The sequence below is a fragment of the Paenibacillus sp. NAIST15-1 genome, from assembly GCF_001894745.1.
Classification (GTDB): Bacteria; Bacillota; Bacilli; order Paenibacillales; family Paenibacillaceae; genus Paenibacillus_B; species Paenibacillus_B suaedae.
In genome coordinates this window covers 118454-141874 of record NZ_BBYF01000007.1, presented here as the reverse complement: position 1 = coordinate 141874, position 23421 = coordinate 118454, and the positions used below count along the sequence as shown (strand labels likewise).

23 protein-coding genes and 1 riboswitch are annotated in these 23421 nt (G+C 45.6%); of the genes, 7 read left to right on the top strand and 16 right to left on the bottom strand.

Annotated elements, in window-relative coordinates:
* Nucleotides 1–98 precede the first annotated feature (98 nt).
* Nucleotides 99–279: riboswitch (FMN riboswitch) on the bottom strand.
* Nucleotides 280–517: 238 nt separating this feature from the next.
* The 4 genes from PBN151_RS16890 (at nucleotide 518) to PBN151_RS16875 (ending at nucleotide 4180) form a co-directional block, all read left to right on the top strand.
* The gene (locus tag PBN151_RS16890) at nucleotides 518–1699 is read left to right on the top strand and encodes a GNAT family N-acetyltransferase (protein WP_072729928.1); all 1182 of its coding nucleotides are present in this window, start codon (nucleotides 518–520) and stop codon (nucleotides 1697–1699) included.
* 156 nt (nucleotides 1700–1855) lie between these two features.
* The gene (locus PBN151_RS16885; protein WP_072729927.1) at nucleotides 1856–2167 is read left to right on the top strand and encodes a hypothetical protein; all 312 of its coding nucleotides are present in this window, start codon (nucleotides 1856–1858) and stop codon (nucleotides 2165–2167) included.
* A 119-nt stretch (nucleotides 2168–2286) separates the two neighbouring features.
* Nucleotides 2287–3069 (top strand): delta-lactam-biosynthetic de-N-acetylase, encoded by a 783-nt coding sequence (gene pdaA / locus PBN151_RS16880; RefSeq protein ID WP_072729926.1) that lies wholly within the window; start codon nucleotides 2287–2289, stop codon nucleotides 3067–3069.
* Between the two features lie 181 nt (nucleotides 3070–3250).
* A complete protein-coding gene (locus tag PBN151_RS16875) occupies nucleotides 3251–4180 on the top strand; it encodes a DMT family transporter (RefSeq protein WP_072729925.1) in 930 nt (309 codons plus the stop codon).
* A gap of 118 nt (nucleotides 4181–4298) precedes the next feature.
* Here the strand turns inward: PBN151_RS16875 and PBN151_RS16870 are convergent, their stop codons facing one another.
* The 8 genes from PBN151_RS16870 to PBN151_RS16835 all read right to left on the bottom strand — a co-directional run bounded on the left by PBN151_RS16870 (nucleotide 4299) and on the right by PBN151_RS16835 (nucleotide 12017).
* Nucleotides 4299–5375, bottom strand: coding sequence for a lactonase family protein (locus PBN151_RS16870; protein ID WP_072729924.1), 1077 nt, complete (start codon nucleotides 5373–5375; stop codon nucleotides 4299–4301).
* 161 nt (nucleotides 5376–5536) lie between these two features.
* Nucleotides 5537–6268: a 2,3-diphosphoglycerate-dependent phosphoglycerate mutase gene (gene gpmA, locus PBN151_RS16865; RefSeq protein WP_072729923.1), complete on the bottom strand. Its 732-nt coding sequence runs from the start codon at nucleotides 6266–6268 to the stop codon at nucleotides 5537–5539.
* 151 nt (nucleotides 6269–6419) lie between these two features.
* Entirely contained in the window at nucleotides 6420–7490 is a 1071-nt protein-coding gene (locus tag PBN151_RS16860; protein WP_072729922.1) for an undecaprenyldiphospho-muramoylpentapeptide beta-N-acetylglucosaminyltransferase, read from the bottom strand.
* Between the two features lie 55 nt (nucleotides 7491–7545).
* Nucleotides 7546–7914, bottom strand: a complete 369-nt coding sequence (locus PBN151_RS16855) for a glyoxalase superfamily protein (protein WP_072729921.1) — start codon at nucleotides 7912–7914, stop codon at nucleotides 7546–7548.
* A 319-nt stretch (nucleotides 7915–8233) separates the two neighbouring features.
* On the bottom strand, nucleotides 8234–8812 hold the full coding sequence (locus PBN151_RS16850; RefSeq protein ID WP_072730016.1) for an SCO family protein: 579 nt from the start codon (nucleotides 8810–8812) through the stop codon (nucleotides 8234–8236).
* A 151-nt stretch (nucleotides 8813–8963) separates the two neighbouring features.
* Nucleotides 8964–9893, bottom strand: a complete 930-nt coding sequence (locus PBN151_RS16845; protein WP_072729920.1) for a TetR/AcrR family transcriptional regulator — start codon at nucleotides 9891–9893, stop codon at nucleotides 8964–8966.
* A 154-nt stretch (nucleotides 9894–10047) separates the two neighbouring features.
* Nucleotides 10048–11268 carry an MFS transporter gene (locus tag PBN151_RS16840; RefSeq protein WP_083545185.1) on the bottom strand — a complete coding sequence of 407 codons (1221 nt, stop codon included), beginning with the start codon at nucleotides 11266–11268 and terminating at the stop codon, nucleotides 10048–10050.
* Nucleotides 11269–11606: 338 nt separating this feature from the next.
* Complete coding sequence (locus PBN151_RS16835; RefSeq protein ID WP_083545184.1) at nucleotides 11607–12017, bottom strand: DMT family transporter; 411 nt, start codon at nucleotides 12015–12017, stop codon at nucleotides 11607–11609.
* A 226-nt stretch (nucleotides 12018–12243) separates the two neighbouring features.
* On the opposite strand from PBN151_RS16835, the gene PBN151_RS31995 reads away from it, so the two are divergent.
* Nucleotides 12244–12369 (top strand): YjcZ family sporulation protein, encoded by a 126-nt coding sequence (locus tag PBN151_RS31995; RefSeq protein ID WP_227774755.1) that lies wholly within the window; start codon nucleotides 12244–12246, stop codon nucleotides 12367–12369.
* Between the two features lie 82 nt (nucleotides 12370–12451).
* On the opposite strand, the gene PBN151_RS30770 is transcribed toward PBN151_RS31995, so the two are convergent.
* The 3 genes from PBN151_RS30770 to PBN151_RS16820 form a co-directional block, all read right to left on the bottom strand.
* Complete coding sequence (locus tag PBN151_RS30770; protein ID WP_370510428.1) at nucleotides 12452–12607, bottom strand: hypothetical protein; 156 nt, start codon at nucleotides 12605–12607, stop codon at nucleotides 12452–12454.
* Nucleotides 12608–12685: 78 nt separating this feature from the next.
* A complete protein-coding gene (locus tag PBN151_RS16825; RefSeq protein ID WP_065291218.1) occupies nucleotides 12686–13564 on the bottom strand; it encodes a DMT family transporter in 879 nt (292 codons plus the stop codon).
* Nucleotides 13565–13743: 179 nt separating this feature from the next.
* A complete protein-coding gene (locus tag PBN151_RS16820) occupies nucleotides 13744–14934 on the bottom strand; it encodes a dicarboxylate/amino acid:cation symporter (protein WP_065291183.1) in 1191 nt (396 codons plus the stop codon).
* A gap of 308 nt (nucleotides 14935–15242) precedes the next feature.
* Between PBN151_RS16820 and PBN151_RS16815 the strand changes: the two genes are divergently transcribed.
* The gene (locus tag PBN151_RS16815) at nucleotides 15243–15947 is read left to right on the top strand and encodes a peptidylprolyl isomerase (protein ID WP_370510427.1); all 705 of its coding nucleotides are present in this window, start codon (nucleotides 15243–15245) and stop codon (nucleotides 15945–15947) included.
* Between the two features lie 186 nt (nucleotides 15948–16133).
* Here PBN151_RS16815 and PBN151_RS16810 read toward each other — a convergent pair whose 3' ends face one another.
* The 3 genes from PBN151_RS16810 to PBN151_RS16800 all read right to left on the bottom strand — a co-directional run bounded on the left by PBN151_RS16810 (nucleotide 16134) and on the right by PBN151_RS16800 (nucleotide 20727).
* A complete protein-coding gene (locus tag PBN151_RS16810) occupies nucleotides 16134–16616 on the bottom strand; it encodes a hypothetical protein (RefSeq protein WP_072729919.1) in 483 nt (160 codons plus the stop codon).
* Nucleotides 16617–16750: 134 nt separating this feature from the next.
* The gene (locus tag PBN151_RS16805) at nucleotides 16751–17611 is read right to left on the bottom strand and encodes an amidohydrolase family protein (protein ID WP_072729918.1); all 861 of its coding nucleotides are present in this window, start codon (nucleotides 17609–17611) and stop codon (nucleotides 16751–16753) included.
* Complete coding sequence (locus tag PBN151_RS16800) at nucleotides 17608–20727, bottom strand: GNAT family N-acetyltransferase (RefSeq protein WP_072729917.1); 3120 nt, start codon at nucleotides 20725–20727, stop codon at nucleotides 17608–17610. The genes PBN151_RS16805 and PBN151_RS16800 overlap by 4 nt, the downstream gene beginning before the upstream one ends.
* Nucleotides 20728–21141: 414 nt before the next feature.
* Here PBN151_RS16800 and ftsW point away from each other — a divergent pair, with 414 nt between their 5' ends.
* On the top strand, nucleotides 21142–22308 hold the full coding sequence (gene ftsW, locus PBN151_RS16795) for a putative lipid II flippase FtsW (protein ID WP_072729916.1): 1167 nt from the start codon (nucleotides 21142–21144) through the stop codon (nucleotides 22306–22308).
* Between the two features lie 268 nt (nucleotides 22309–22576).
* On the opposite strand, the gene PBN151_RS32320 is transcribed toward ftsW, so the two are convergent.
* Both PBN151_RS32320 and PBN151_RS31365 read right to left on the bottom strand, forming a co-directional pair.
* On the bottom strand, nucleotides 22577–22975 hold the full coding sequence (locus tag PBN151_RS32320; protein WP_072730012.1) for a DivIVA domain-containing protein: 399 nt from the start codon (nucleotides 22973–22975) through the stop codon (nucleotides 22577–22579).
* A 213-nt stretch (nucleotides 22976–23188) separates the two neighbouring features.
* Nucleotides 23189–23362 carry a hypothetical protein gene (locus tag PBN151_RS31365; RefSeq protein ID WP_175560738.1) on the bottom strand — a complete coding sequence of 58 codons (174 nt, stop codon included), beginning with the start codon at nucleotides 23360–23362 and terminating at the stop codon, nucleotides 23189–23191.
* Nucleotides 23363–23421: the final 59 nt, after the last annotated feature.

Below are 23421 nucleotides of genomic sequence, written 5' to 3'. Positions count from 1 at the left end.
ATAACCTCCAAGGTTGTTGAATATAGGATCTAGACATGCAGAAGAGAAAAATTCGCATAAGACCTATTGTTGTATGCATTTGTACCAAACAACGTGTGCGAGATCTTCTTCCATCCGGACTATACCGTCGGCCTTGGCATCTCACCAAGTCAGTCGCTGTTCTTCCGTTCGATGCTTACATGTTACAAGTAACCGAGTAAGCGAACAACGAGTCGCGGGCTCGGGCGCAGCTGCACCCATACCGCCGGTCAGGAATTTCACCCTGCCCTGAAGATCCATATTCAATCCACATAGTAGCATGCTGTTGCTTCCTTGACATGCCCTGACTTCATTATATCTAGATTTTCAGATTGAGCAATATGACATTTCGCATTTTCATGAAAGTTTTCACCATTTGCATATATTACCATCCCGACTTTTCAATCAAACCTTCTTCATTCAATCGTTGCATCCCTGTCTATTTCATCTACAATAGATCATATACAGCGGCACACACATTTATTGAGGGGGATTGTCAATGTCAATTATTCGTTTGAACAAGGAACAGTTTTCTGAAGCCATATCGCTATCCGAGTATGCTTTCCAGTACAGCGTTGAACCTGAAGACTATGAAGAATATCTGCATAAATTGGGGAAACATGAGATTTTTGGTGTGTACGATGAAGGCAAGCTCGCTGCGAAGCTTCATATCCTTCCTTTTCACATCTATATCGGCCAGAATAAGCTGAAGATGGGTGGAATCGGTGGGGTTGCCACATATCCTGAATTTCGACGCAAAGGATATGCCAAGCAATTGCTGCACCACTCACTGCGCGTAATGCAGGCCGCTGGAACTTCTATATCCATGCTCTATCCTTTCTCCATCCCCTTCTATCGCAAAGCAGGCTGGGAAGTATTCAGCGACCGCATGACTTGCCAATTTAGCCGGCATGATCTAATTCCATTGAATCCTGAACTGACAGGCGTTGTTCGCCGCTATACCAAGGATACGCATTCTACTGATATTGAAGCGGTATATGACGCATGGTCATTGCAGCATTCAGGTATGGTCGTTCGCGATCACGAATGGTGGCTTGCTCACTATCATAATCGCACCGCGGCGGTGTACTATAGTGAGCATTCGCAGCCTCAAGGGTATATGTTGTATGAGATAAAAAATAATGCTATGCATGTACATGAATTCATGTGCGTTACAAGGGATTCTAGACAGGGGCTATGGAATTATATTTGTCAGCATGATTCTATGGTAGAGCAAGTAAATATGCGTCTTTGTGAGAATGAGCGCCTGTTTTTCGCCTTGAACCTTCCACGAATTGTTCGTACCATACAACCTTTTGTCATGGCACGAATTGTAGATATTACATTATTTCTACAGCAATATACGTTTGCACCTGTACCTGCACACCCTCCCCTCTCTCTGTACATAAGTGACGACCAGGCTCCGTGGAATAATGTAGTCATTCAATTTGAGAACGGGCAAGCTGCTATTCACTCTCAAGATAGGAAGCAGGTTCGTACCACTGTCAACACGACCAACACCCTGTCCATGAACATTAGAGCACTCACAACCATGCTGCTTGGCTATCAGCGACCATGCGAATTATTCGATAACGGATTTATTGCAGGTTCCATCAACAGTATTGAAACTCTAGAGCAGTTCGTTCCGCGACTTCATCCATATATATCCGACGCTTTCTAAGCTAAGCGAGTAAGTAAGTATGAGCATTCATCTCCAATTGGCATTACAGGCCGATCATTGCAACGTCTCTCCCTCTCAATTAAGTAATAGGATTGAGAATCACAATTCATCTTCGTTATAATAAGCTGTATGAATCTATGTAAGGGAGTTTTTGCAATGACGCGTAGTGCAGTAGAACAACAAATTATCGACAATTATGAGCGTGATGAGCAAATGATGATTCTTATCTTTGCACAATGGTGTGTGAACCATAATCTTGATCCAGCCGAGCTCTATCATCGCGCATACCCGAAGCAGGGCGACAACTATCGATTGCAGCAGGCAATTGATCTTACGGTTCCGAAGGAGGAGGCCGGACCAATTCCTGACGACACTTTGTTCGCCGTGCTGTCTATGTACAACAACGAAGATCTTGCCTTCGTCGTGTCGGAAGAGTTGGAGAAGATGAAGCAGTCTAACAACAAATAAGGATTACTTGTATTCTCATTAGGAATGCATGGGTATCAGTGCGTATAAGTTTACTGCAAATATGGAATAGTAAGCCATGATTGATCGATTCTAACCTACATCAAGGAGTATATTTGCATATGAAACGCATTCTGATTGCCACTGCTCTCCTCTGCTTGCTTGCCGCAAGCATTCAGCCAGCCGCATACGCCGAACAGGGTCCAGCATTTCACTTTGGATTCAAAAAGAGTGTAAACGGCAAGCTTCCTTCGATTGACGAGGAAGGCTTCAAACCGACGATTGAGAAGCACGGAGCTATTTTTCTCGGAGATACAAACAAAAAAATGATTTACTTAACCTTTGATAACGGATACGAAAATGGATACACGGCTCAAATTCTGGATACGTTGAAGGCGAAGAAGGTTCCAGCCATCTTTTTCGTTACCGGACATTATGTGAATACACAGCCAGATTTACTGAAGCGAATGATTAATGAAGGACATCTGATCGGGAACCACTCGTGGAGTCATCCGGATATGACTACCATATCGGATGAGCAGATTCGAACCGAACTGGATAAGGTCAAACAGGCAGTATCAGCTGTCACGGGCAAGCAGGATATGCCTTATCTGCGACCACCACGTGGTATCTTTAATGACCGGACTCTAGCCATCACGAAGAATATGGGGTACACGAATGTATTCTGGTCCGTGGCTTACTTGGATTGGGATGTCAATGCCCAACGGGGAACGAGCTATGCATATGATAAGGTTGTAAAGCAGCTTCATCCTGGAGCGGTCATTCTGCTCCACTCCATATCGAAGGATAATGCCGGGGCCCTTGGCGCCATTATTGATGGTGCACGTCAACAAGGATATGAATTTGCAAGCCTCGATCAACTCAACGTACAGCAATCCAAATAGAAACAATCATTACTTGTTCAACGCAAGCTGATGAGCGCAATTAAGGGCTGGGGACGGTCATTCGTCCCACAGTCCTTTTTTTAGGTTGATAATCATGATTTTTATTTCAAGTTGGGGGCAGTTGGTGTATACTAGCACATTGTGATTACCATTCATTCATATACCGAGGTGTCTTCTGCTCATGTCATCAAGAAAATCATCGCATCTGTATGCCCTGCTCATCGTAGGTATGATCGCAATCTCTTTCTCGGCCATTTTTGTGAAATGGTCAACTGCCCCCGCCGCTGTCATTGGCATGTATCGTCTCCTGATAACGAATATTGTGCTTCTGCCATGGGCGTGGACCTATCGTTCCGAATGGAGCTCTGTCCAGCGCAATGATTGGCTGCGTCTGTTCCTGTCAGGCTTCTTCCTCGGTTTGCACTTTCTCCTCTGGATGGAGTCGCTGCGCTATACGACTGTAGCGAGCTCGACCGTTCTGCTTGCCTTGGAACCCATACTTGTAATGGCCGGATCATTCTGGATTTTCAATCAACGAACGACGAGAAATTCATTAATTGGTGTCGGGATTGCTTTATGCGGCATGCTGCTCATTGGCTGGGGTGATATGGCCATTTCCGGGAGAGCGTTATATGGAGACATTTTATCTATCCTTGGTACGATTTCGGTCGTCATACACATGCTGCTGGGTCAGGATTTGCGACAGCGCGTCTCGTCTTACGTCTATAACTTTACCGTTTTTCTCGTAGCTGGTCTGGCGTTGGCTGTTTACAACCTTTCCGCAGGCTACTCCTTTATTGGATATGAAGCTAGAGAATGGCTCTTATTCGCATTAATGGCTGTCATCCCAACCGTGCTTGGACATATGCTGTTCAACTGGTTGTTGAAGTACACCAGCGCCACATCGATTTCGATGAGCGTGCTCGGCGAGCCTGTAGGTGCTACCGTTCTCGCGTGGCTTCTATTGGGAGAATCATTAACGACTACCCAATTTATTGCCTGTGTGCTGCTCATTGCTGGGGTATGGATATTCCTCATGAGTGAACGACGGGCGAACCACTCCACTCCAGCTGCAGCAATGGACCCGAACACGACTCGTACGGTCTCCTAATCAACTACATCCCATTCAATCGTATCATTCAACTGTTAACGACAAAAAAGCCGATGCTCGCAGATGCGAAAATCGGCTTTTTCTATTCTTACTGGTCTATCTGAACGCTAGACAGAAATTACTTCTTGATGTACACCGGCTTCACACATACCGGCTTGGACACCTCAACGGACTGCCCTGTACTCGTGAGCTTGCCAGTCGATTTATCTACACGGAATACGACGATATTGTTCGCATCTCGATTGGCAGCCAGCAAATACGCTCCACCAGGTGTCAATGCAAAGTGACGGGGATGACCTCCCTCTGTTGAAACAAATTGTACAGTCGTCAATTTGCCAGTGTCAGGCTGTACTTCATATACAACGATACTGTCGTGTCCACGATTGGATCCATACAAGTATTTCCCATCTTCTGAAATGGCGATCTCTGCACAATAGCTCTCGCCATCGAAATCAGCAGGAAGTGTCGAGACCGTCTCAATCGCATGGAGCTCACCATTGCTCGCGTCGTAAGAGAACACACTCACCGTTGAATTCAATTCATTGATGACGTAGACGAATTGACCATTCGGGTGGAATGTCAAATGACGCGGCCCAGATCCTGCTGGAACCTCATATTCACCGTGCGGAACAAGCATGTGGCGCTCCTTATCTATGGAATAGCACTTCACCCGGTCAATCCCCAAGTCAGACACGTAGATATACTTCTCATCTGGACTGAAAAATGCAGAATGCGGATGCGGCTGGTTCTGATTCGGATGCGGGCCTTGGCCGTGATGCTGCTGTACATCAAGCTGGCTTCCTACTTGTCCATCTTCTAGGAGCTCTACCAATCCAATGCGGCCGCCATGATAGCTGGCAACGATCAGGTAACGGCTCTGAGAGTCTCGTTGAATATGGCATGTCGGAGCATCAAGTGAGAAGGCGCGGTTCAATTGCGTCAGCTTGCCTGAAGCTGTATCTATCGCGAAGCTAACTACCTCCGCAGTCTTCGAACCATCTTCAATGACACATTCTCCAATGGAATAGAGCTTCTGCTGATCAACATCGACATTGATGAACGTTGGATTTTTCAACCCTGCTGCTTCATCCAGCTTCGTCAATTGGCCAGTATTCTCATCCATCGAGTACACATAAAGTCCAGAAGAATCTGCTTCAGCATACGATCCAACAAACACTAACATACGTTGTTCCATGTATGTAACTCCCTTCGGTGTTGTCCTTATGTAATATAGGAACTGATATTGTGTCTCTACTTTACACTTGGTACAGCGGAATATCAACATTAGAGGCTCAATCAACACAATCAAATAGAGAGAGCCGCACAATATGACAGCTCTCCCTCGTTTTGAATAACTTATATGTGCTCAGGGATAATGCCTGCTGGGATTCTCCCATCTGGCCCTAAGTAATACCGATGTGTTGGTGTCAGCTTCTCATCGAGCTCGTACACAAGCGGTGTCCCTGTTGGTATGTTCAGATCTGCAATGCCGTCGGCAGGGATGTTGTCCAGATACTTCACAAGCGCCCGCAGTGTATTGCCATGAGCAGCAATGATGACCCGCTCCCCTGCTTGAATTGCCGGAGCAATGGTCTTATGCCAATAAGCAAGCACTCGCTTCTCCGTATCTTCCAAGTTCTCTGTTAGCGGGAATTGACCCGGCTGCAAGGAAGCATATTTCCGATCTGCTGCTTCATAGCGTGAATCAGTCGGCTCCAATGCAGGTGGACGTACATCCACCGATCGCCGCCACAGATGAACCTGCTCTTCCCCATACTTCTCTGCTGTCTCCGCCTTGTTCAATCCTTGCAGCGCCCCATAGTGACGTTCATTCAGCTTCCATGTATGGTGGATTGGAATCCACATCTGATCCATCTCATGCAGTGCGATCCAAAGGGTTCGAATGGCCCGCTTCAGCACAGAAGTATAAGCGGTGTCGAAGACGAACCCATGCTTGCGCAAAATCTCGCCTGCCTGTCTCGCTTCAATGAGTCCTTGTTCAGACAGATCGACATCCGTCCAACCTGTAAATCTATTTTCCAAATTCCATATGCTTTGTCCATGTCGAATCAGTACAAGTTTAGCCATTTGTTGCCCCTTTCTGTGAGCGAGCCACGTTCATGCCATGTTAGATAATCATATTTGATCATGTCCTTCTATTCTTTTTTTAACCAAAATGAAATGGTATGAAACAATTATGAAAACCAATGTAATCCAAACACATTTATCCCCTACCTGGCTACCGCTCGGCCACAGAGTGGATTACGTCTAACAGCTGTTCGATCGCATCGTCTTGACGATAATGTCTCATCTTCTCCCGCATCACTTCTTTATTGGCATAAGCGCTATGAATGGCTTCGATAAATGCAGACCCTTCCATTTCTTCTTCAAGCAGAACATGGCAATAACCGGCGGATTGAAAGGAACGGGCATTCTGTATTTGATCTCCTCTGCTCGCCTTCATAGACAACGGGATCAGCAGCATAGGAATCTGCAGCTTCAAATACTCAAATATTGCATTGGAACCTGCTCTTGAAATGACCAGATCAGCAGCTGCAAGCGCATCGCCAAGCTCTTCCTTCATATATTCGTATTGTCGATAGCCGCGATACGTAATGGAAGGATCTATATTCCCTTTTCCACATAAATGTATAATCTGATATTGTTGCAGTAACTTCGGCAGACTGCTCCGAATTCGCTCATTCAATCGTTTAGAACCTTGACTTCCGCCCATGAAGAGGAGTACTGGCTTCGTACGCGTAAAGCCGCATGCATTTAACCCTCTGGATCGACTGCCCAGCAGCAGCTCGGAACGAACAACTGCTCCCACATAGATAGACTTGCGCTGCTTCACATGTTCAATCGTCTCCGGAAACGTAACACATACCTTCGTGGCAAAGGGCAAGGCCATCCGATTCGCCAATCCTGGGGTAAGGTCTGATTCATGAATGATAACCGGTACACGATTCAGCCAAGCACCAATGACAACAGGGACCGTTACAAATCCCCCCTTAGAGAAGACCACCTCAGGCTGATATGTACGGATATATTGATACGCCTGCCATGTCCCCTTCAATACACGGAATGGATCCTTTACATTGTTCCAGTCCCAATATCGGCGCAGCTTGCCCGTTGCAATCTTACAGTATTCTACCCCATCTAAGCCAACAATCAGTTCGGCCTCGATTCCATGCCGGGAACCAATGTATCGTACTTCCCATCCTCTGTTGATAAACTTAGGGATGAGAGCAAGGTTCACAGCCACATGTCCTGTCGTTCCTCCACCAGTAAAAAGGATGCGTCTTGTCACATTCGAGCACCTCGCCATCTATCTGTAAATGAAATGATCCGCACGATACGTTCCTCTAACAACTTGCCCGCTCATAAAAAATGATTCGGTTGCCAAATGGATCAGTGACACACATTTCATGTTCATCCGGATCGAGTCCAGGTTTCGCGTATTTATACTGCTTGCCGCACATCTCAGCGTGCAGCTGCCGTATATGGCTAACTTCAATTCGTACTGCCGAGCCAGGACAGCAATCCCCATGATGCTCTGATAAATGAAGTATGCAATTGCCGCGTGCTACCTGCATGTACAATGGGAAATCTTCCCCGTAGCGATGCTCCCACTCCATTCGGAATCCTAAGAAACCTACGTAAAATTCACGCGCTTTATGCTCATCGAATATTCGCAATATCGGTATTGCTGGTCGAAACGAAATATCTTCCATGTTAACTCCCTCTATTCGACTCAGAATATCACATTGATTTATTATCGAAATGATACCACAATTTGGTTACATATACACACTATTCCCGCTTCATTCGTTGCGAACCCTCTCACCTTTATCCGTCTTCTTGACTGACTCTTGACCGCTAACTCCTTCAACAAAAAAACGGCACAAGAGCAGTAGCTCCTGTGCCGTTATCATTGCGTTTCATGAATAAATCAGCCTATTAATTGCGATTGTTCCATGCGCATTATTTTCTAATGGGATTTCAGTACATGATCAAGCTGACCGCAGCATGCACTCTACCTCCGTCAAGATTTCACTCTAGCAGTGACTTAACATCCTCGACAATCTTATCTTCTGGCGGTTCTAATCCATTGTAGCGAGTGAGCACGGTCCCCTCTTGATCAACGAGGAAGACTGAGGTGGTATGGATCACCTGATCATCGCCTTCCACCTTCTGCACTTGTGATTTGAACATCTCAAGACTGTATTTTTCAATCGCTGCCTGACTGTAGCCCGTGACAAAGCGCCAATGGGTCGTATCAGCCTTATATTTACCAAGGAACTCCTTAATCTTCGCCGGCGTATCAATAGAAGGGTCGACACTGAATGATAGTATATGTACGTCTTCAATTCCCTTTTCTTTTAGCTTCTGTTGAATTTCTGTCAGGTTGAAGGTCATAGGTGGACATACCGTAGTGCAGCTTGTAAACGCAAAGTTAACGAGCCATATCTTCCCTTTCATTTGTTCGGTACGAAAAGGCTGTCCGTCTTGATCAACCGCCTCAAATGCAGTAACCTTCCAGTCGTAATCATTCGGCTTCGGCTTGCCGCCACAGGCGACTAGGACGATCATAATCATAGCGATTACACTACTTACAAGTATCTTCTTCATACCGACCTCCACATTACGATACCACATCGTTTTTACTCTTATTGTATCGTAATTGCAAGTCTATTTTTACCATCTGCGTCCCTATTAAGCTACGATATTGTGACATTTTCATACATACATCGTAGTGAGCAAAAAATACTCTCTCCGCGTATTAGCGAAGAGTGCTTGGTGCCGTTCCGGACAACGCTTCAATAGATTTGCATAGACGCTCATACAAGGAAGTCCGAGGTGCAATCTCTTTCAAATTTGACAGCATTCCGAGCAAAATCACCTTACGGGGACGTACTTGCAGCAGTTCTTCTTCCAGCACTTGAATAGAATCCAGAACATCTTGCTTATTCCAGCTTTTCTTCTCCTTCGAATCCATGTCCATACTCTCTACAGCCTCTCTCAGCTGCTTCACAAGCACAAGCGGATGCAATTGCTTTGGCTTCAAATGCTCCTCATCGAATCCGACCATGCTTCCATTCAGTATTGGCTCCGGTCCATGCTTCAACATCCCCTCGGCTACATAATCCATGATCGTAACAATGTACCTACTGAGGCTGTCCATCTCGATGGGGAAATTGTCGAATAGCTTCATATACATATAGGTAAAAATCAGACTGCTAAGCAACGTTGCGCTGTCAAGCATATAAGGGCTGAATTGCTCCCCATAGATATCTTGCAAGGATTCCATCAGCGTCTCTATATTAAACTTATTCATTTGCTGCATGTGTTCACGAAGCTCTTTGCTTTCGGTATGCTTCGTATTATCCCGTATCTGCATCTTGATAAACTCAGGATGTTCGTTCCAGATGTGAATATAAACCCCGATTTTGCTTATTAACCGTTCACGAGGATTAGGCTGTTTCTCGCGCTCCAACATCAGCAAGCGATCCTTCAATAATTTGGATTGATACATGAAGATGTTCAGCAGCAGCTCATCCTTGGAACTATAATATTGATACACACTTCCTTTTGACATTTTACAGAAGGAAGCGACTTCCTGCATCGTCGTCTGTACGTATCCCTTGGATGCAAACAATTTCATAGCCGATAATAGAATCTGCTTCTTCTTCTCTGGCATATGCTCTTCCATTCGCTGTCCTCCACACTTGGTTCCTAACAAGTTCTTAATATGACTATTGAGTTCTCAATATCATAACAAAAAGTGGCCATTACCTGCAACCACATGGGTTTGGACATATGAAGATACACTTATCATCTACTCCGATTGAGCCAAGATACACCTTTTATCGGACTATTTCGCCCCGCTGTGCTGCACTGGTATAAGATGCATCCCGCTTCCAGCCAATAAGCATGCCCGCACTTGCGAACAACACAATGGCGCCAAATGCATAGGGGATCTGAACATGAATATCAAACAGGATTCCTGCAATCGCTGGCCCAATAATATTGCCAAGACTCATATAAGCATTGTTCATTCCTGCAACGAACCCTTGCTCATTCCCTGCCATCTTCGACAATAGCGTATTGATAGCAGGCCGTACGATGGATGTTGCCACGAAGAACAACATCGTAACAAAGAAAATAAGAAAATAATTCGAAACGAACAATAGCAAAATCATACTGATGGCAGATAATCCAAACATCGTGAGCAGAATCTTCTTCTCACCGAATGTTCGCAACAGGCGCTCAATTAGGACAGCTTGACAGATGACTCCGATTATCGCACCTAGTGTAATCATTAAGGAAATATCCTTCGGCGTAAATCCATATTTCACATCTACATATAAACCAAATATCGCTTCAAAATTCTGCAATCCGAACGTTAATGCGAACACCAGCACAAGCAGCATGAAATACGGCGCCTTCGCAGAAGCGGCCATCTGTCGGAGCAAATTTTCCTTCTTCTTCGTGTTGCTTCTCGCTGCCATCCGTTCCTCGACAGACAGAGATTCAGGCAGGAACAACAAAGAGACTACCGTGGACAATCCAGCAAGTGCTGCTGCTGCGTAAAAAGGAACTCGTATTCCGTATTCCGCCAACATACCTCCGATACCAGGCCCTATGACAACGCCGAGCGTCATGGAAGCCATCAGCATGCCGAGCCCCTTCCCCCGTTTCTCTTCCGTTGTAATGTCCGCTACATAGGCCATCATCGGAGGTGTCATTAACGCTGCTGACATTCCGCCTAGCAGTCGTGATACATACAACATCCACATGTGTTCAGCCATACCGAACAGTAGCTGTGAAACGGTAAATAATCCAATTCCCGTTACGATTAGCAGCTTCCTGCCATATTTGTCTGACAACTCGCCTGCAATCGGAGAGCACAGAAATTGCGTTAATCCAAATGCCGCCACCAAATACCCCATTGCTTGACCCGTAGCCCCAAACGCCGTCACATATTTCGGCATAATCGGAATGATCAGCCCCATTCCAACCATAGCAATGAACATGTTAACCATGAGGATAACAAGCGAACCTGAACCTTTCTTTTTTGTTGACAATGTTCTCCACCTCTTCTAAGAACCCGTGAGTTTTATTTTCGACTTATTAGTCAAAATCCATAGTACTCTACTCGACTCCAGAATGTCAAACTCCATTTCCAATCCCTGTGCTCCCCATACTTCTCTTGCCAGCTACAAAAAAAGCCCTCAGACGAGGTAACTCGCCGAGGGCTGCCGTTCAGTTCATGAGAGTGAAAGATTATAGCTATAATGGGATCAGACATGTTGAATTCCTTCACCCTTCCTATCAAGCTCCTTAAGAAAGTTATACAGGCAGAAGGTGTTTCCTCCTGACCTTGTGCAGAACAATTGTCTGGTTCCCCGCTAAATATATTCCCTTAGATAGTGGTTGATGCGTCCTCTGCAGTCACCGGAGAAGCAGCTGTATCAATGGACTGCGGCGTCACCTCGGCTGGACGGCTTTCGTGACTGCCTCCTTGCAAATTCAAACCAATTACGCCGAGAATAATAAGCAAGATCGATATAACCTTAATCCAAGACATTGACTCTGAGAAGAAATAATATCCGATAACGGCAATGGCTGCAGTACCAACACCTGACCATATCGCATAAGCGACACTGACATTAATCTGCTTCAGTGAGAAATTCAAGCTCGTAAACGCAAGCAAATAACAAACAATCATGAGAATGGAAGGAACCGGTCTTGTGAAGCCGTTCGACATCTTCATTGAGATGGTTCCGATAATCTCCAATGTAATCGCACCGATTAAGTAAAGCCAACTCATCATAATTGCATCACTGCATCTTCCCCCATAACTATCGTTCTTCGCCTATTGAATTCACGAATAATAGGCACAATAGTGCTATTATGTTGCATCACGAACGGCTTGTCAAACAGCACAACCACTCGCTCAAATTAGACGTTCTCTTTCCCACATTCGTCTAGTCACCGTGCTCCTTACCTACATACACTTATTACGTAAGATAAATGCATGACGAAAGGAGCCAATGAACATGTCTGAATGTGGATCAATTGGAGGCTTTTGTGGTGGAGGTTTTACTAGCATTGGCGTAATTCTTGTTCTCTTCATTTTGCTCGTCATTATTACCCGTTCTCTTGGATGCGGTTTCGGTTTCTAATTTACGCCAACAACCCCGGCTGTTTCAGCCGGGGTTGTTCTTCTATCTCCTACTACTTCACCTATTAGGATTCAAATAATGCCTAGGCGATATATTGCCCTTGGGCACACCCTCCCGGTATGGCGTACAAAGCACTCGCTACCGTCTTCGTATATTCGTTCATCTTGTCCTTCTGTCCAAGAATTTTTAACATCGGACAAGCTATTTTATATGGATTCATCCATATAGGAACCGTCATTCATCCATGATCGTGCTATATACTTCTTTCCTGCGGTGATCACTGCATGATCGCTGCAAAATGGATATGGTCATGTATTCAATGCTGCGTTCCATCATAGCTAAGCCTCGCTTTGGCTTTAGGTTTTATCATTGCACATGCCATACCTGCAAAGATGAGAACGATTCCCCCTATCTGCATCCCTGTCGGCCGAAATCCAGTGATCCACGTATCCAGTAAAATTGCCACGGCGGGATCGAGAAATACGAGTACTGAAATGACTCGTGTAGGCAGCTCTCTCAAACTGTCAAAAAACAATAAATATACAAATCCGGTATGAATGAACCCAGTCGCCACAATTGCGAACCAATTGCTCCATGTTAATGCACCATAAGACGACATATCAACGAATGGCAGCAGCAATACGATCCCGAGGCTCGTCTGCACAATCGTAATCGCATACCCACTTAGTTGAACAACACCCTTGCCTAACAATGTCGTCATTGCATAAAACACGGCTGCCATGAATGCCCACACTACCCCTGATGTGAACAGCTCGTCCATGCTTGCGCCTCCTTCGATACCGATAACAAGAACAGTACCGACGAAGCATATCCCCACAGATAAAATAGACCAGACCGTTAATTTTTCCTTGAATAAGATACTTCCAACTAGCACGACAATTACCGGAGCCAAATGATATATCGATATCGCAATCGTAATCGACATCCACTCGAAGGACTTGAACAAGAACACCCAATTGCCCACAAGAAATACACCGCAAGCTATCGTTTGCAGCAATTCCCGTTTGCTCCACTGTTCACGCCGGTATTGGCCTGAAGCCGCCCAGCAAATTCCCAGAAATAATGTTGCGCAAATGCATCGTATGAAGACAAGCTCCATTGACGGTAATCCAGTATGCTCGGAGAAAAATCCGATAGAGCCAAAGATGCACATGGATATGATCATTTTCATCATTGGGAGCGAGTTATTCCATTTCAAGACGATGACAACCTCCTTTATGTACCTCACCTGGTGAATGAATTTCATAGAACGCAGCCTTACTACCCTTCTACATTTTACCACATGTAACATATATAAAAAGAAGGGACAAGCTGTGCATCGCCTATCCCTTCCTTATAATCAACCTATCTCTGTTATTCAGATGCTTTTACCGCCCTTGTCTTCCCCTGCCACTTGTTCTTAATCGAATGAATGATTTGGGCAATCGCGCCATCACCAGTTACATTAGCAGCCGTACCGAAGCTGTCCTGTGCAATATACAGTGCAATGGCAAGACTAATCATTGCTTCATCGAAGCCGAGCATGGATTGGAACAATCCGGTTGCCGCCATGACGCCGCCACCAGGAACACTTGGTGCTGCAATCATCGATATGCCTAACATGAAGATGAACGGCATCATTGTGCTAACCGATAATGGCGCGCCATTAATGTACATGATCGCACTTGCTACGGAAGTAATCGTAACCGTTGAGCCAGTAATATGAATCGTTGCACATAACGGTACCACGAAGTTCGATACTTCTTCATCGGTACCAAGCTTCTTCACTTGAGACATGGTCACGGGTATCGTTGCCGAAGAAGACTGCGTCCCTAACGCTGTTAAATACGCCGGGAGCATCGTGCGCAGCATCGAGATTGGGTTGCGCTTGTTCAATATGCCCGCGATCGTATACTGTCCAACAATGACCACAGCATGCAGCAACAATATGACAAGGAAAACTTTAAGGAACACTTGCAGAATGAATGCAACCTCGCCTGCTTGTGTCATGTTCATAAAGATCCCCGCAATGTGGAACGGCAATAGTGGAATCAATATCGCATTGATTACCTTGCCTACAATCTCCTTGAACTCCAACGATGCGGTAAGCAAGACATTAGACTTCACAAACGTAATGCCGACACCGATCACGAAGGACAGCAGCAGAGCAGTCATAATGTCGAATACCGGTGGCATGTCCAATTTGAAGTAACTTGTTAGCAGCATCTCTTCTGGATTGCTCGCCCGAAGGCCAGATGCTCCAGACAGCAGCCACGGGAATGTTGTCTTGGCGACGCCGTATGCCAGCATGCCAGACAATACCGTGGATACATATACAATCAATGCCGTTATGCCAAGAAGCTTGCCAGCTCCCCTCCCCAACTCTCCAATGCCTGGGATAATAAAGCCAAGAATGATTAACGGTATGAGAAAGCTCAAAAATTGCCCGAATAAATGATTAAACGTAGCAAATATTCTTATAAACCAATCTGGCATAATTAGTCCCGCTCCAGTACCGAGCAGGATTGCGATAATAATACGCGGTAATAATCCTAGTTTTCTCATGAAGTACTCCCCTCCAGTGCACGCAAACAAATCAATATATATGTCCTCACACAGTATACATATGTATTCTTCTTGAACACATTGTCCATATTAGCACACAACGAAAGAGAACAACACTGACAAATTGAGGGATTCATTGCTCAATTATAGGATGTACTCGTCCCCTTGAATCCATGATAACTGATTCAAGCATTCTCATTAACTTGGTGATACGATCATTTCAAGATTATGCTTCGCTGCTCATATGTGGTAATGTGATAGAGAGACAACTGCAGCGTTGCTGCAGCAAGGACAAGGAGGAAATATTTTTGAATCGCACAAAATCCATTACATTCTTCACGCTCATGCTAGTCGTACTGCTTATCGCGGCTGGTTGCGGCAGCAAGCCAAGTACTGGGCAAAATGGAGCGGCAGACACAACCAAGTCTGGTCAAGAGACGAACAAGGAGGCTCCGAAAGATAACAGCGATAGCAAAAAGACTTCCGATTCCAAAAATCCGATTGTCACGATCGAAATGGAAAGCGGAGACAGCATTGAGATTGAGCTGTATCCTGACAAAGCTCCGAACACCGTAAACAACTTTATTTCTCTCGTGAACAAAGGATTTTATGACGGGACGATCTTCCATCGTGTTATTCCAGGATTTATGATTCAAGGAGGAGATCCTCAAGGCATCGGCATTGGCGGGCCTGGTTATGGCATTAAGGGAGAATTTGCGAACAATGGAGTAGAGAATGACCTGAAGCATACGGAAGGCGTATTATCAATGGCACGCTCTCAGGATCCGAATTCAGCAGGATCCCAATTCTTCATCATGGTAGCAGACGCACCACACTTGGATGGGGATTACGCGGCCTTTGGCAAAGTGATCAAAGGGATGGAAATCGCGCAAGCGATCGTGAATGTACCAACCGGGGCTAACGACAAGCCGGAGAAAGACCAAAAAATGAAAAAGGTTACTGTAAATACATTCGGCATCACGTATCCGGAGCCTGAAAAAATTCAAAGCTAACTCATAAGCTAATATATTTGATAACAGGGACAATAGAAGGCTGGCTCCTTCTTTTGTCCCTGTTCTATTTTATATAACCCATCAATGGGAATCACGTAATCATGCTGATGTGCTGGTGAGCACTCTATTTATCGGCTTAAGGTGATTTCGCAGCCTAAGGAACGTTGTAAGGAGTCAGGGGCTGCACTACTTCCGTGCGCCCCGTTGTCCTTTGCTGGCATTGCTGCGAGATGAACGAGATTGGATCGACGGCTGTGACTTGCGTACTGGCTTTCCAGAATGACGGCGACCTCCTGCTTTTGCACGATTTCCTTTTGTGAGCGCAATTGGGCCCATTAATGACTGAAAAGTGCTGTACATGGATCGTGCTTGCTGGAACATGCCGAACATCTTCTGAATTTTGCCGAACGTATTCATCAGGTCATCGATTCCATATTGTCTGTTCAATGAAGTGTAAGAACCACCGCCTGCGTTGCCTGCAGCTTCTTGATTCGCAACTGCATTGGATGCAGAGGGATCCGTTGGGGTTGTTAGCCCCATTACATTTTGATTCATGTAAGGCGCAGATGCTTTCGTTCTGCCCGGCTTGCTGATAGATCGTGAGGCTGCTCTAGGCGAGGCGGACAGCTTGTGCTTGGGTTTCGAGCCTTTGCGTCGAGACGTTCTCATGATGACGACCATCCTTTACCTCTGCTTGTATGGGTGATTCCACTCTTGGTAGAGCGGAAGCCTTACAAGATAATCTATGCACTCCCGCAACAGCTCGTATAGGTATCTATCTCTTTATTCGTATTTTTGTGCCATCACCCAACTAGGGGTCTGATCTTAGGAAATACTTGCAAGGCGTTATGATAAAATACTTCCTCATGATGACGCTCCGGAATGACCGTTTTCACAAAGTCAATGTAGGTTCCAATCGGTGCAAGTGGCCAATCTGTTCCGAAGAGCAGCTTATCATAGCGGTCACAATACACGATGGCGTGGCGCAAATGCTGAAAAAATAATGGCGACTCCTCGTCCAAACGTGCAAATCGCCTTGAATCTCCCACAAGCAGCCCCGACAGATCTGCATACACGTTTCGATTCTTATATACGACTTCTGCTCCGTCCAGTACCCATGGATCACCGAAGTGTGCCATCATCATCGTCACATCACGATGCTTCACGGCCACTTCATCAATCGTTAACGGATGGGCGTATTTCAGCAGCCCCCGTTCTGAATACGTATCTCCACAGTGGAATACAACCGGAACCTCGTACTTGGCAGCCAACTCATATACCCGATCATAGACACTGTCGAATGCATAGAATGGATAATAGCCAAGATATAATTTCAATCCCACTGCTTGCGGCTTCTGCAGTTCGAGCTCTATCCGTGCCCATGCCTCTTCATCGCATTGATTGGGATTGATACCAATACAATAAGCAATCGAAGGAGGGAGCTCATCAACAAGATCAAGTACCATCGGGTTATGGGCCTCAGCATCAGGGAATCCCTCTGCTTTCGTCTCTGCCAGCCCCATTCCGATACCAAAGACAACACCATGCTGTGCGTATTCTTGCAGAAGCCCCTTCACACTGTAATCTACCTTGGATAATTCGTCTGCCGTACGCTGGAACTCCTCGATTCGGGACAGGTGCATATGGGCATCAATGATTTTCACCCCTTGACCACCTCCGGCTCAGATTGCGGAAAACGAATAGCACGAAGATCGGTTAACGCCTCCGGTTCGATTCTTTCCATCGAGAACATCAGCATAACGGGAGAAGTACGCTGAGTATGACCGTTCGGGATGTGCAGCTTGTGAATCACATTTGTATGTGTCACTTCTTTATTGGCATACACGCTCGAGCGAGAAATCGTATGATCTGTCACGATGTGCATAATGGCTGTCTTATCGCTGGAACCGAATCGATAATCAGAATTTTCGTAAACATCGACAACTCCCTTACCTTGAGGGAAAGCGATTGGCTTTCCGTTCGAAGAATACGCTTCGAGCCAGCTATTTTGCTCAGGTTCCCCGTTATAAATGAACATTTCTTGTTCCAATCGATCATTCAAATAAGCTTGAGAAGCTTGATGCACATCCGTGAAATGGCATAATACTGGTACACCTGGCAACAGTAAATAATAATTGCTCAATCGAATTCCTTTATACTTTTCATGCTCACGAATATGAAGATCAACCCGAATTCCCTGCCATTCATTACGATGCTGATCAAACAGCTTAACAAATTGTGCAGACCGTTCTTGTTTTAAGGCTGACAGCATCGTAAGCTGATCGAGGCTGGAATAAAGCCCACCGACAAATGGATTCCACCATGACTTAACGTCCCGATCCGGGAAATTACTCATTAACCATTCTTCCCCTTCAACTTCGAGCGAGAACAGAGAAGAATAATAGTCAGGTGCCGCTTTCATCCGAATAACTCCGTTATCAACCGTGTATACGGTATACTCCGAATCCACCGTCTCGGTGCAATCAATCGGGCTCGATAACTGACGGAAGATTGCTGAATGATACTGCCCTAGCTCTACATCCAAGCATGTGTGAGCATCAACAACATCAATCGATTGAAGTAGTGGGCGCAACGTCACGCTTGCTTGCGTCACCTCTTCTTCAGGCGTTATGGAGCACTGGGCTTCAATCTCTGCCGAATAGCGGTATGACATCTGCACATTGCCACTCCATATGCTTTGTTTTCGATCCTCCAAGATCATGGTAGGTTCGCCCTTCACGAACGGATTCCGGTCGACTGTCTGCAGATGCGTCTGAGGGGTAAGTTCGATATGCTCATCCCATCCCTCCTGCATGGTACAAGCACGGAAGGCCTTCCAATCCACAAAGCTTCCCAGTGAAATGAATATGGGTTCACTCTTCACTGTCTTCCAAGCATCAAGCATCCCTATATTCGTATCCAAATCCATATACCAGCCTTGAAACTTCAATTCGTATTTCTTACCCCAGCTTATCCCGATCGGCAGCTCGTCTCCGCGGCTGAATAACCAACGTTCCGTTATTAGGTTGCTATCCCAGAACTCATATTCACTTCCGATAGAATCATTCATTTCTACAAACTGACCCGCATAAGGAATGATTGCACGGTAGAGATCATGCCGAACGGATTGGGATATCCATAAATCTTCAAGCAGCGGCTTATCCCCTTCATTCGTTGCTTCGAACCAGCGTTCAACGATGCCATCACCATGAAGCCGAGTCATTACTTTCAATAAGACGCCCGGGAAAGCTGAGGAGCGGTAATGCACTTCCTTCACCATGGCTCCGTTCTCTTCTTTTGCAAAAGACACATGACTAGGCGCTGCCTTGGAGAACTCATCCGAAAATGGCTTGCCTAGTTTCGGAAATAAGAGACTCATGTGCTTGTCCATTCCGACGCAGCTAAGCGTTGTGTCGTTATGCTCCTTCATGAGAGATACTGCATATTTTCCATGTCCAATCTGCCATCCTGAGTTGCAACGCCCCCCGTAAGCTGCACCTATCCCTGGGAATGACGCACTGATTAACGGAAGGAATGACAATGATTCTCCAGACCCTGTCTCAACTTGTATAAGAAGCTCGGTTTGGTAATAACCGAATTGAAGAACTTGATACCGGAGTGGAATGGACTTGCAGGAGAGCGGCTCGATCTGAATTTCGAACTGGCTGTGCTCCCAATCGATCTGATCTTGAGAAGGGAGCATGAAGCGGAACGTCGCTGACTCTGCCAGGTGACTTGCGATGTCAAGATAGGCAACGCCTTGCTTCCTATGGAAGGCGCCGAGATCAGGAAGCCTCAATTCCACAGCAGCGGGCTGTTTCGGAACAACACCGACTCGGAACTGTGCGGATTTCCCATTGATCAACAGCTCTGTACATACAGTTGGAGTCGTTCTCCACTGGCTGATTTCCTCCTGCAATTGCTGAACATTGAATTCTGCCTGGAGGGTTGCTTCTCCAATTACATCAATTGATGACTGCCAATCAAAATGAATATTGCGATCACTCTTCCCTTGAAGTTCGATATGAAGAGGTTTCCCTGACTTATTTACGAGATGGTAGTGAATCGAGTAGGTTCTTCCGCAAATCAGATCCGGCTGCGCGATCTCGGCCGTCAATATATAATCATCCGTATCAATCAGCCTCATACCGCGTCCTCTTCGTTCAAATTCCACTCTCAGCTTCTTGCCGGACTTCTCCCACTCATACCGATAATAGTCGAACCCATTTTGCTTGATGCCGTCTGGTGCGAGGGTGATTTCTCTCACGGAATCCTGATACCAATCAAAATACTCAAAATGAGATGCCAATGCTTCTGTGCGGACTACCGTTGGGATAAAGTTCATGAGATGTGTCGTTTCATCCCGATCCTCCCAGAAGAACCCGCATTTTTTATATAAAGGAACCGCCTTCGTATTGCTTTGCCACGTGTACAAATCCAATCTTGGCCATCCTAATGTAATCGTGTCATCAATGACTTGAAGTAAGAGCTGCTTGCCAATCTTCTGCCCATGATAGTCGGGATGGACATTTAATAAATGCACATACAGTGCGCCCGTGTCTTCCCGATACTCGCATATTTTGCAATAGCCTACGACCCGTTCGCCGTCTAGCGCTAAGTATAAGGCTAGAGTATCCGCACTCTCCTCCCTCTGCCGCACTTGCTGTGCCGTCATCCTTGAATTTCCGCCGCCGAATGATTCATGACTATCATTCCACATGTCGGCGATCGCTGCTGCCAATTCGGGTCGATACTTCTCAATTTGGATTGTACGAATCATACCGCAACCTCCCAAGATTACTTCAACTAGAGCTAGTAGAGATGCCATTATATGACATCACCACTGTTGATTATATCATCATATCAGTGGGTAAATGTTACATTTGAAATACACTTTCGAAATCACGTTCTCCCTCGTAAAACAGTCCAAAATCTAGTTGACAAGCTCAATCGTGAACAGCTACGATATGATTGTTCATATGTCCATATATTGGAATTTACATCGTCTCCATCCTTACGACTCCCTGACTTTGGACGTTCCTTTCATTCACTGCAACTCATTTGTTGTTTAGCTTCGAATGCATAATTGAATCCCCCTCTAGCGTATATAGAGGGATTTTCAATTTGTAGATCTAGAATATACGTTCTTAATCACAGTACATAGCGTCTTAGGTAGATTGGATGTGGAACTAGTATGAAAATACGGAGAACAAGACCGGACTTTCTCCTACTGCTGCTAACTGTCTTATTGGTAAGCTTCGGAATCATGATGACATTTAGCGCAAGCTCATATACCGCGTTGCAATATTATAAACAACCCTGGTATTTCATTGATCGCCAGCTCGGATTTGCCTGTGTGGGATTCGTTCTTATGCTGCTGTTTATGTGCATCCCCTACCCGAAACTCAAGAAGCTATCTGTCCTGCTTGTCTTCGGCTCCATTGCCACCTTACTGCTCGTCCTGCTCATTGGCAAGGATGTAAATGGTGCAAGGCGCTGGCTTATGATAGGCGGCTTCACCATACAACCGACAGAGTTCATCAAACTATTTGTGCTGCTATATGCATCTATTCTCATTGCCCGCAAGGGAGACAAGATTCGCAGCTTCAAGCTCGGGCTGCTTCCACTCCTATTCGTGGTTGGCTGCATCGCCTTATTAATATTGAAACAGCCGGATTTCGGATCTTCCCTGCTTATCATCATTGTAACCGGGGTTCTCATCTATGTCGGTGGTGCAAAGCTGTCCCATCTTCGTTCGATCCTGCTAGGACTGGCGCCCATTATCATATTCCTCGCCGTGTTCAAAAGCTATCGGTTGAAGCGGATTACTTCCTTTATGAATCCGTGGGACGATCCTGATGGAAGCGGCTATCAGCTGATTCAATCATTATATGCTGTATCCCATGGCGGGATTGCTGGGACTGGATTTGGGCAGAGCATACAGAAGATGTCTTACCTGCCAGAGGCACACACAGATTTCATTTTCTCCATCATTGCGGAGGAATGGGGGTTATCAGGTACAATCTGTTTTCTCTTGCTCTACTTCCTCTTCCTGGCTCGTGGACTGCTTGTAGCCTTGCGTTGCAATGAACCGTTCGGACTAATCCTTGGTACGGGGATTATTTCTATGATAGGCATCCAACTTGTGATGAACATAGGTGCTGCCACTGGATTTCTGCCGATTACAGGTATCCCGCTTCCCTTCATCAGCTATGGAGGCTCTTCCCTGATTGTGTGTATGACTTCGGTTGGCATGCTGCTGAACATCTCTCGCTACACCTATGAGACTCAACAGGCTGAAAGTAAAAATATAAAGAGGAAAACGAGGTTTACTCATGAAAGAAAGATTGGAGTGCATTAACTATGTCATTAGCTGTTGGTATCGATCGGTCTCGTTCTAAGTACAAGCAGCTGCCAGAAATCTGAAAGCGGCTATCACTTTTCTGAATCGAATCCATATAGCATGCCAATATGATATTGCGGCACACTGCTGTATTACCATGAAGCACGCAGAGACTTACCGGATAAGAACACGAACTTTAGAACATGCCAAAAAACCCGCGACTCCGCGGGTATCTTTATGTATTCGACTTGCGGTACAACATGCAGCTGTGCATCGCCTAGTCTGTTTACATTTCTTTGTTCGAATCCTGACCAATGGTCATACGATATTTCAGTTCCGTAATATTTTGCTCCATTTTACGAACGATTTCCTCAATGAATTTAACATCCACAGACGGCTCCGTGTTTACGATTTCTTCACGTTCACGATGCATCATTGAGATCTTATTTGCTCGTTCTTGCAGCTTCAATTCCTTGTATTTCTCCAACAGATCAGAGATTACCGCATAGAATTGGCTGTAATCCTTAATAATATCATCCAAGAACGCGTCTACTTCATCGGGATCATATCCACGGAATTTAATCTGAAAATCCTTCTGATGAATGGTGAATGCATCCAGCGTAATTCCTAACTGCTCAAACAATTCCTTCTGATGATCATATTGATCGTTCTTATTCTCTTCCATCTCTGTTCCTCCGTTCCATGCCAACCGGATCGCCTTCCTATTCCAAGTTGCGATCGATTTTATCTAAAGAACACACTATCAGCACTAACCGAACATTTCAAGTGTTTCCTTGTAACCTGTAAGTAAATGGCAAGAAAAATCCTTCTTAGCCCGCGTCAAATCGGAAAATGCCCCAGTCTTGTATGATAAGACTGAGGCAAGGTGCCTACACGATTACACGGTATCGTTGTCCTTCGCTGCGGAACGGTTCGCTCCCGTTTGTTCGAAAGCTTCTGCACTAAACTCCACATTATTGGCCTGCTCAGGAACAGGAAGCTTATTCAGCTTCGTGGATTGAACCTCTGCTTTTGTAGCAACTTGATCATCTTGAGATTGCTTGTTGTTCATTGCTGCCCCTCCTTTCCCTAACCTAGGATCGAAGGTTATTATGTGCATGAACATGCATT

What these genes read in the sequence shown, in the direction of transcription:
- PBN151_RS16835 (WP_083545184.1), bottom strand. Translation starts at nt 12,017, where the DNA reads ATGATGAGTTGGCTTTACTTAATCGGTGCGATTACATTGGAGATTATC.
- gpmA (WP_072729923.1), bottom strand. Translation starts at nt 6,268, where the DNA reads ATGGCTAAACTTGTACTGATTCGACATGGACAAAGCATATGGAATTTG.
- PBN151_RS16820 (WP_065291183.1), bottom strand. Translation starts at nt 14,934, where the DNA reads ATGAGAAAACTAGGATTATTACCGCGTATTATTATCGCAATCCTGCTC.
- PBN151_RS16825 (WP_065291218.1), bottom strand. Translation starts at nt 13,564, where the DNA reads ATGATGAAAATGATCATATCCATGTGCATCTTTGGCTCTATCGGATTT.
- PBN151_RS16810 (WP_072729919.1), bottom strand. Translation starts at nt 16,616, where the DNA reads ATGAGAACGTCTCGACGCAAAGGCTCGAAACCCAAGCACAAGCTGTCC.
- PBN151_RS16845 (WP_072729920.1), bottom strand. Translation starts at nt 9,893, where the DNA reads ATGGAAGAGCATATGCCAGAGAAGAAGAAGCAGATTCTATTATCGGCT.
- PBN151_RS16855 (WP_072729921.1), bottom strand. Translation starts at nt 7,914, where the DNA reads ATGGAAGATATTTCGTTTCGACCAGCAATACCGATATTGCGAATATTC.
- PBN151_RS16870 (WP_072729924.1), bottom strand. Translation starts at nt 5,375, where the DNA reads ATGGAACAACGTATGTTAGTGTTTGTTGGATCGTATGCTGAAGCAGAT.
- PBN151_RS16885 (WP_072729927.1), top strand. Translation starts at nt 1,856, where the DNA reads ATGACGCGTAGTGCAGTAGAACAACAAATTATCGACAATTATGAGCGT.
- PBN151_RS16800 (WP_072729917.1), bottom strand. Translation starts at nt 20,727, where the DNA reads ATGATTCGTACAATCCAAATTGAGAAGTATCGACCCGAATTGGCAGCA.
- PBN151_RS16890 (WP_072729928.1), top strand. Translation starts at nt 518, where the DNA reads ATGTCAATTATTCGTTTGAACAAGGAACAGTTTTCTGAAGCCATATCG.
- PBN151_RS16850 (WP_072730016.1), bottom strand. Translation starts at nt 8,812, where the DNA reads ATGAAGAAGATACTTGTAAGTAGTGTAATCGCTATGATTATGATCGTC.
- PBN151_RS31995 (WP_227774755.1), top strand. Translation starts at nt 12,244, where the DNA reads ATGTCTGAATGTGGATCAATTGGAGGCTTTTGTGGTGGAGGTTTTACT.
- PBN151_RS30770 (WP_370510428.1), bottom strand. Translation starts at nt 12,607, where the DNA reads ATGACGGTTCCTATATGGATGAATCCATATAAAATAGCTTGTCCGATG.
- PBN151_RS16875 (WP_072729925.1), top strand. Translation starts at nt 3,251, where the DNA reads ATGTCATCAAGAAAATCATCGCATCTGTATGCCCTGCTCATCGTAGGT.
- PBN151_RS31365 (WP_175560738.1), bottom strand. Translation starts at nt 23,362, where the DNA reads ATGAACAACAAGCAATCTCAAGATGATCAAGTTGCTACAAAAGCAGAG.
- PBN151_RS32320 (WP_072730012.1), bottom strand. Translation starts at nt 22,975, where the DNA reads ATGGAAGAGAATAAGAACGATCAATATGATCATCAGAAGGAATTGTTT.
- ftsW (WP_072729916.1), top strand. Translation starts at nt 21,142, where the DNA reads ATGAAAATACGGAGAACAAGACCGGACTTTCTCCTACTGCTGCTAACT.
- pdaA (WP_072729926.1), top strand. Translation starts at nt 2,287, where the DNA reads ATGAAACGCATTCTGATTGCCACTGCTCTCCTCTGCTTGCTTGCCGCA.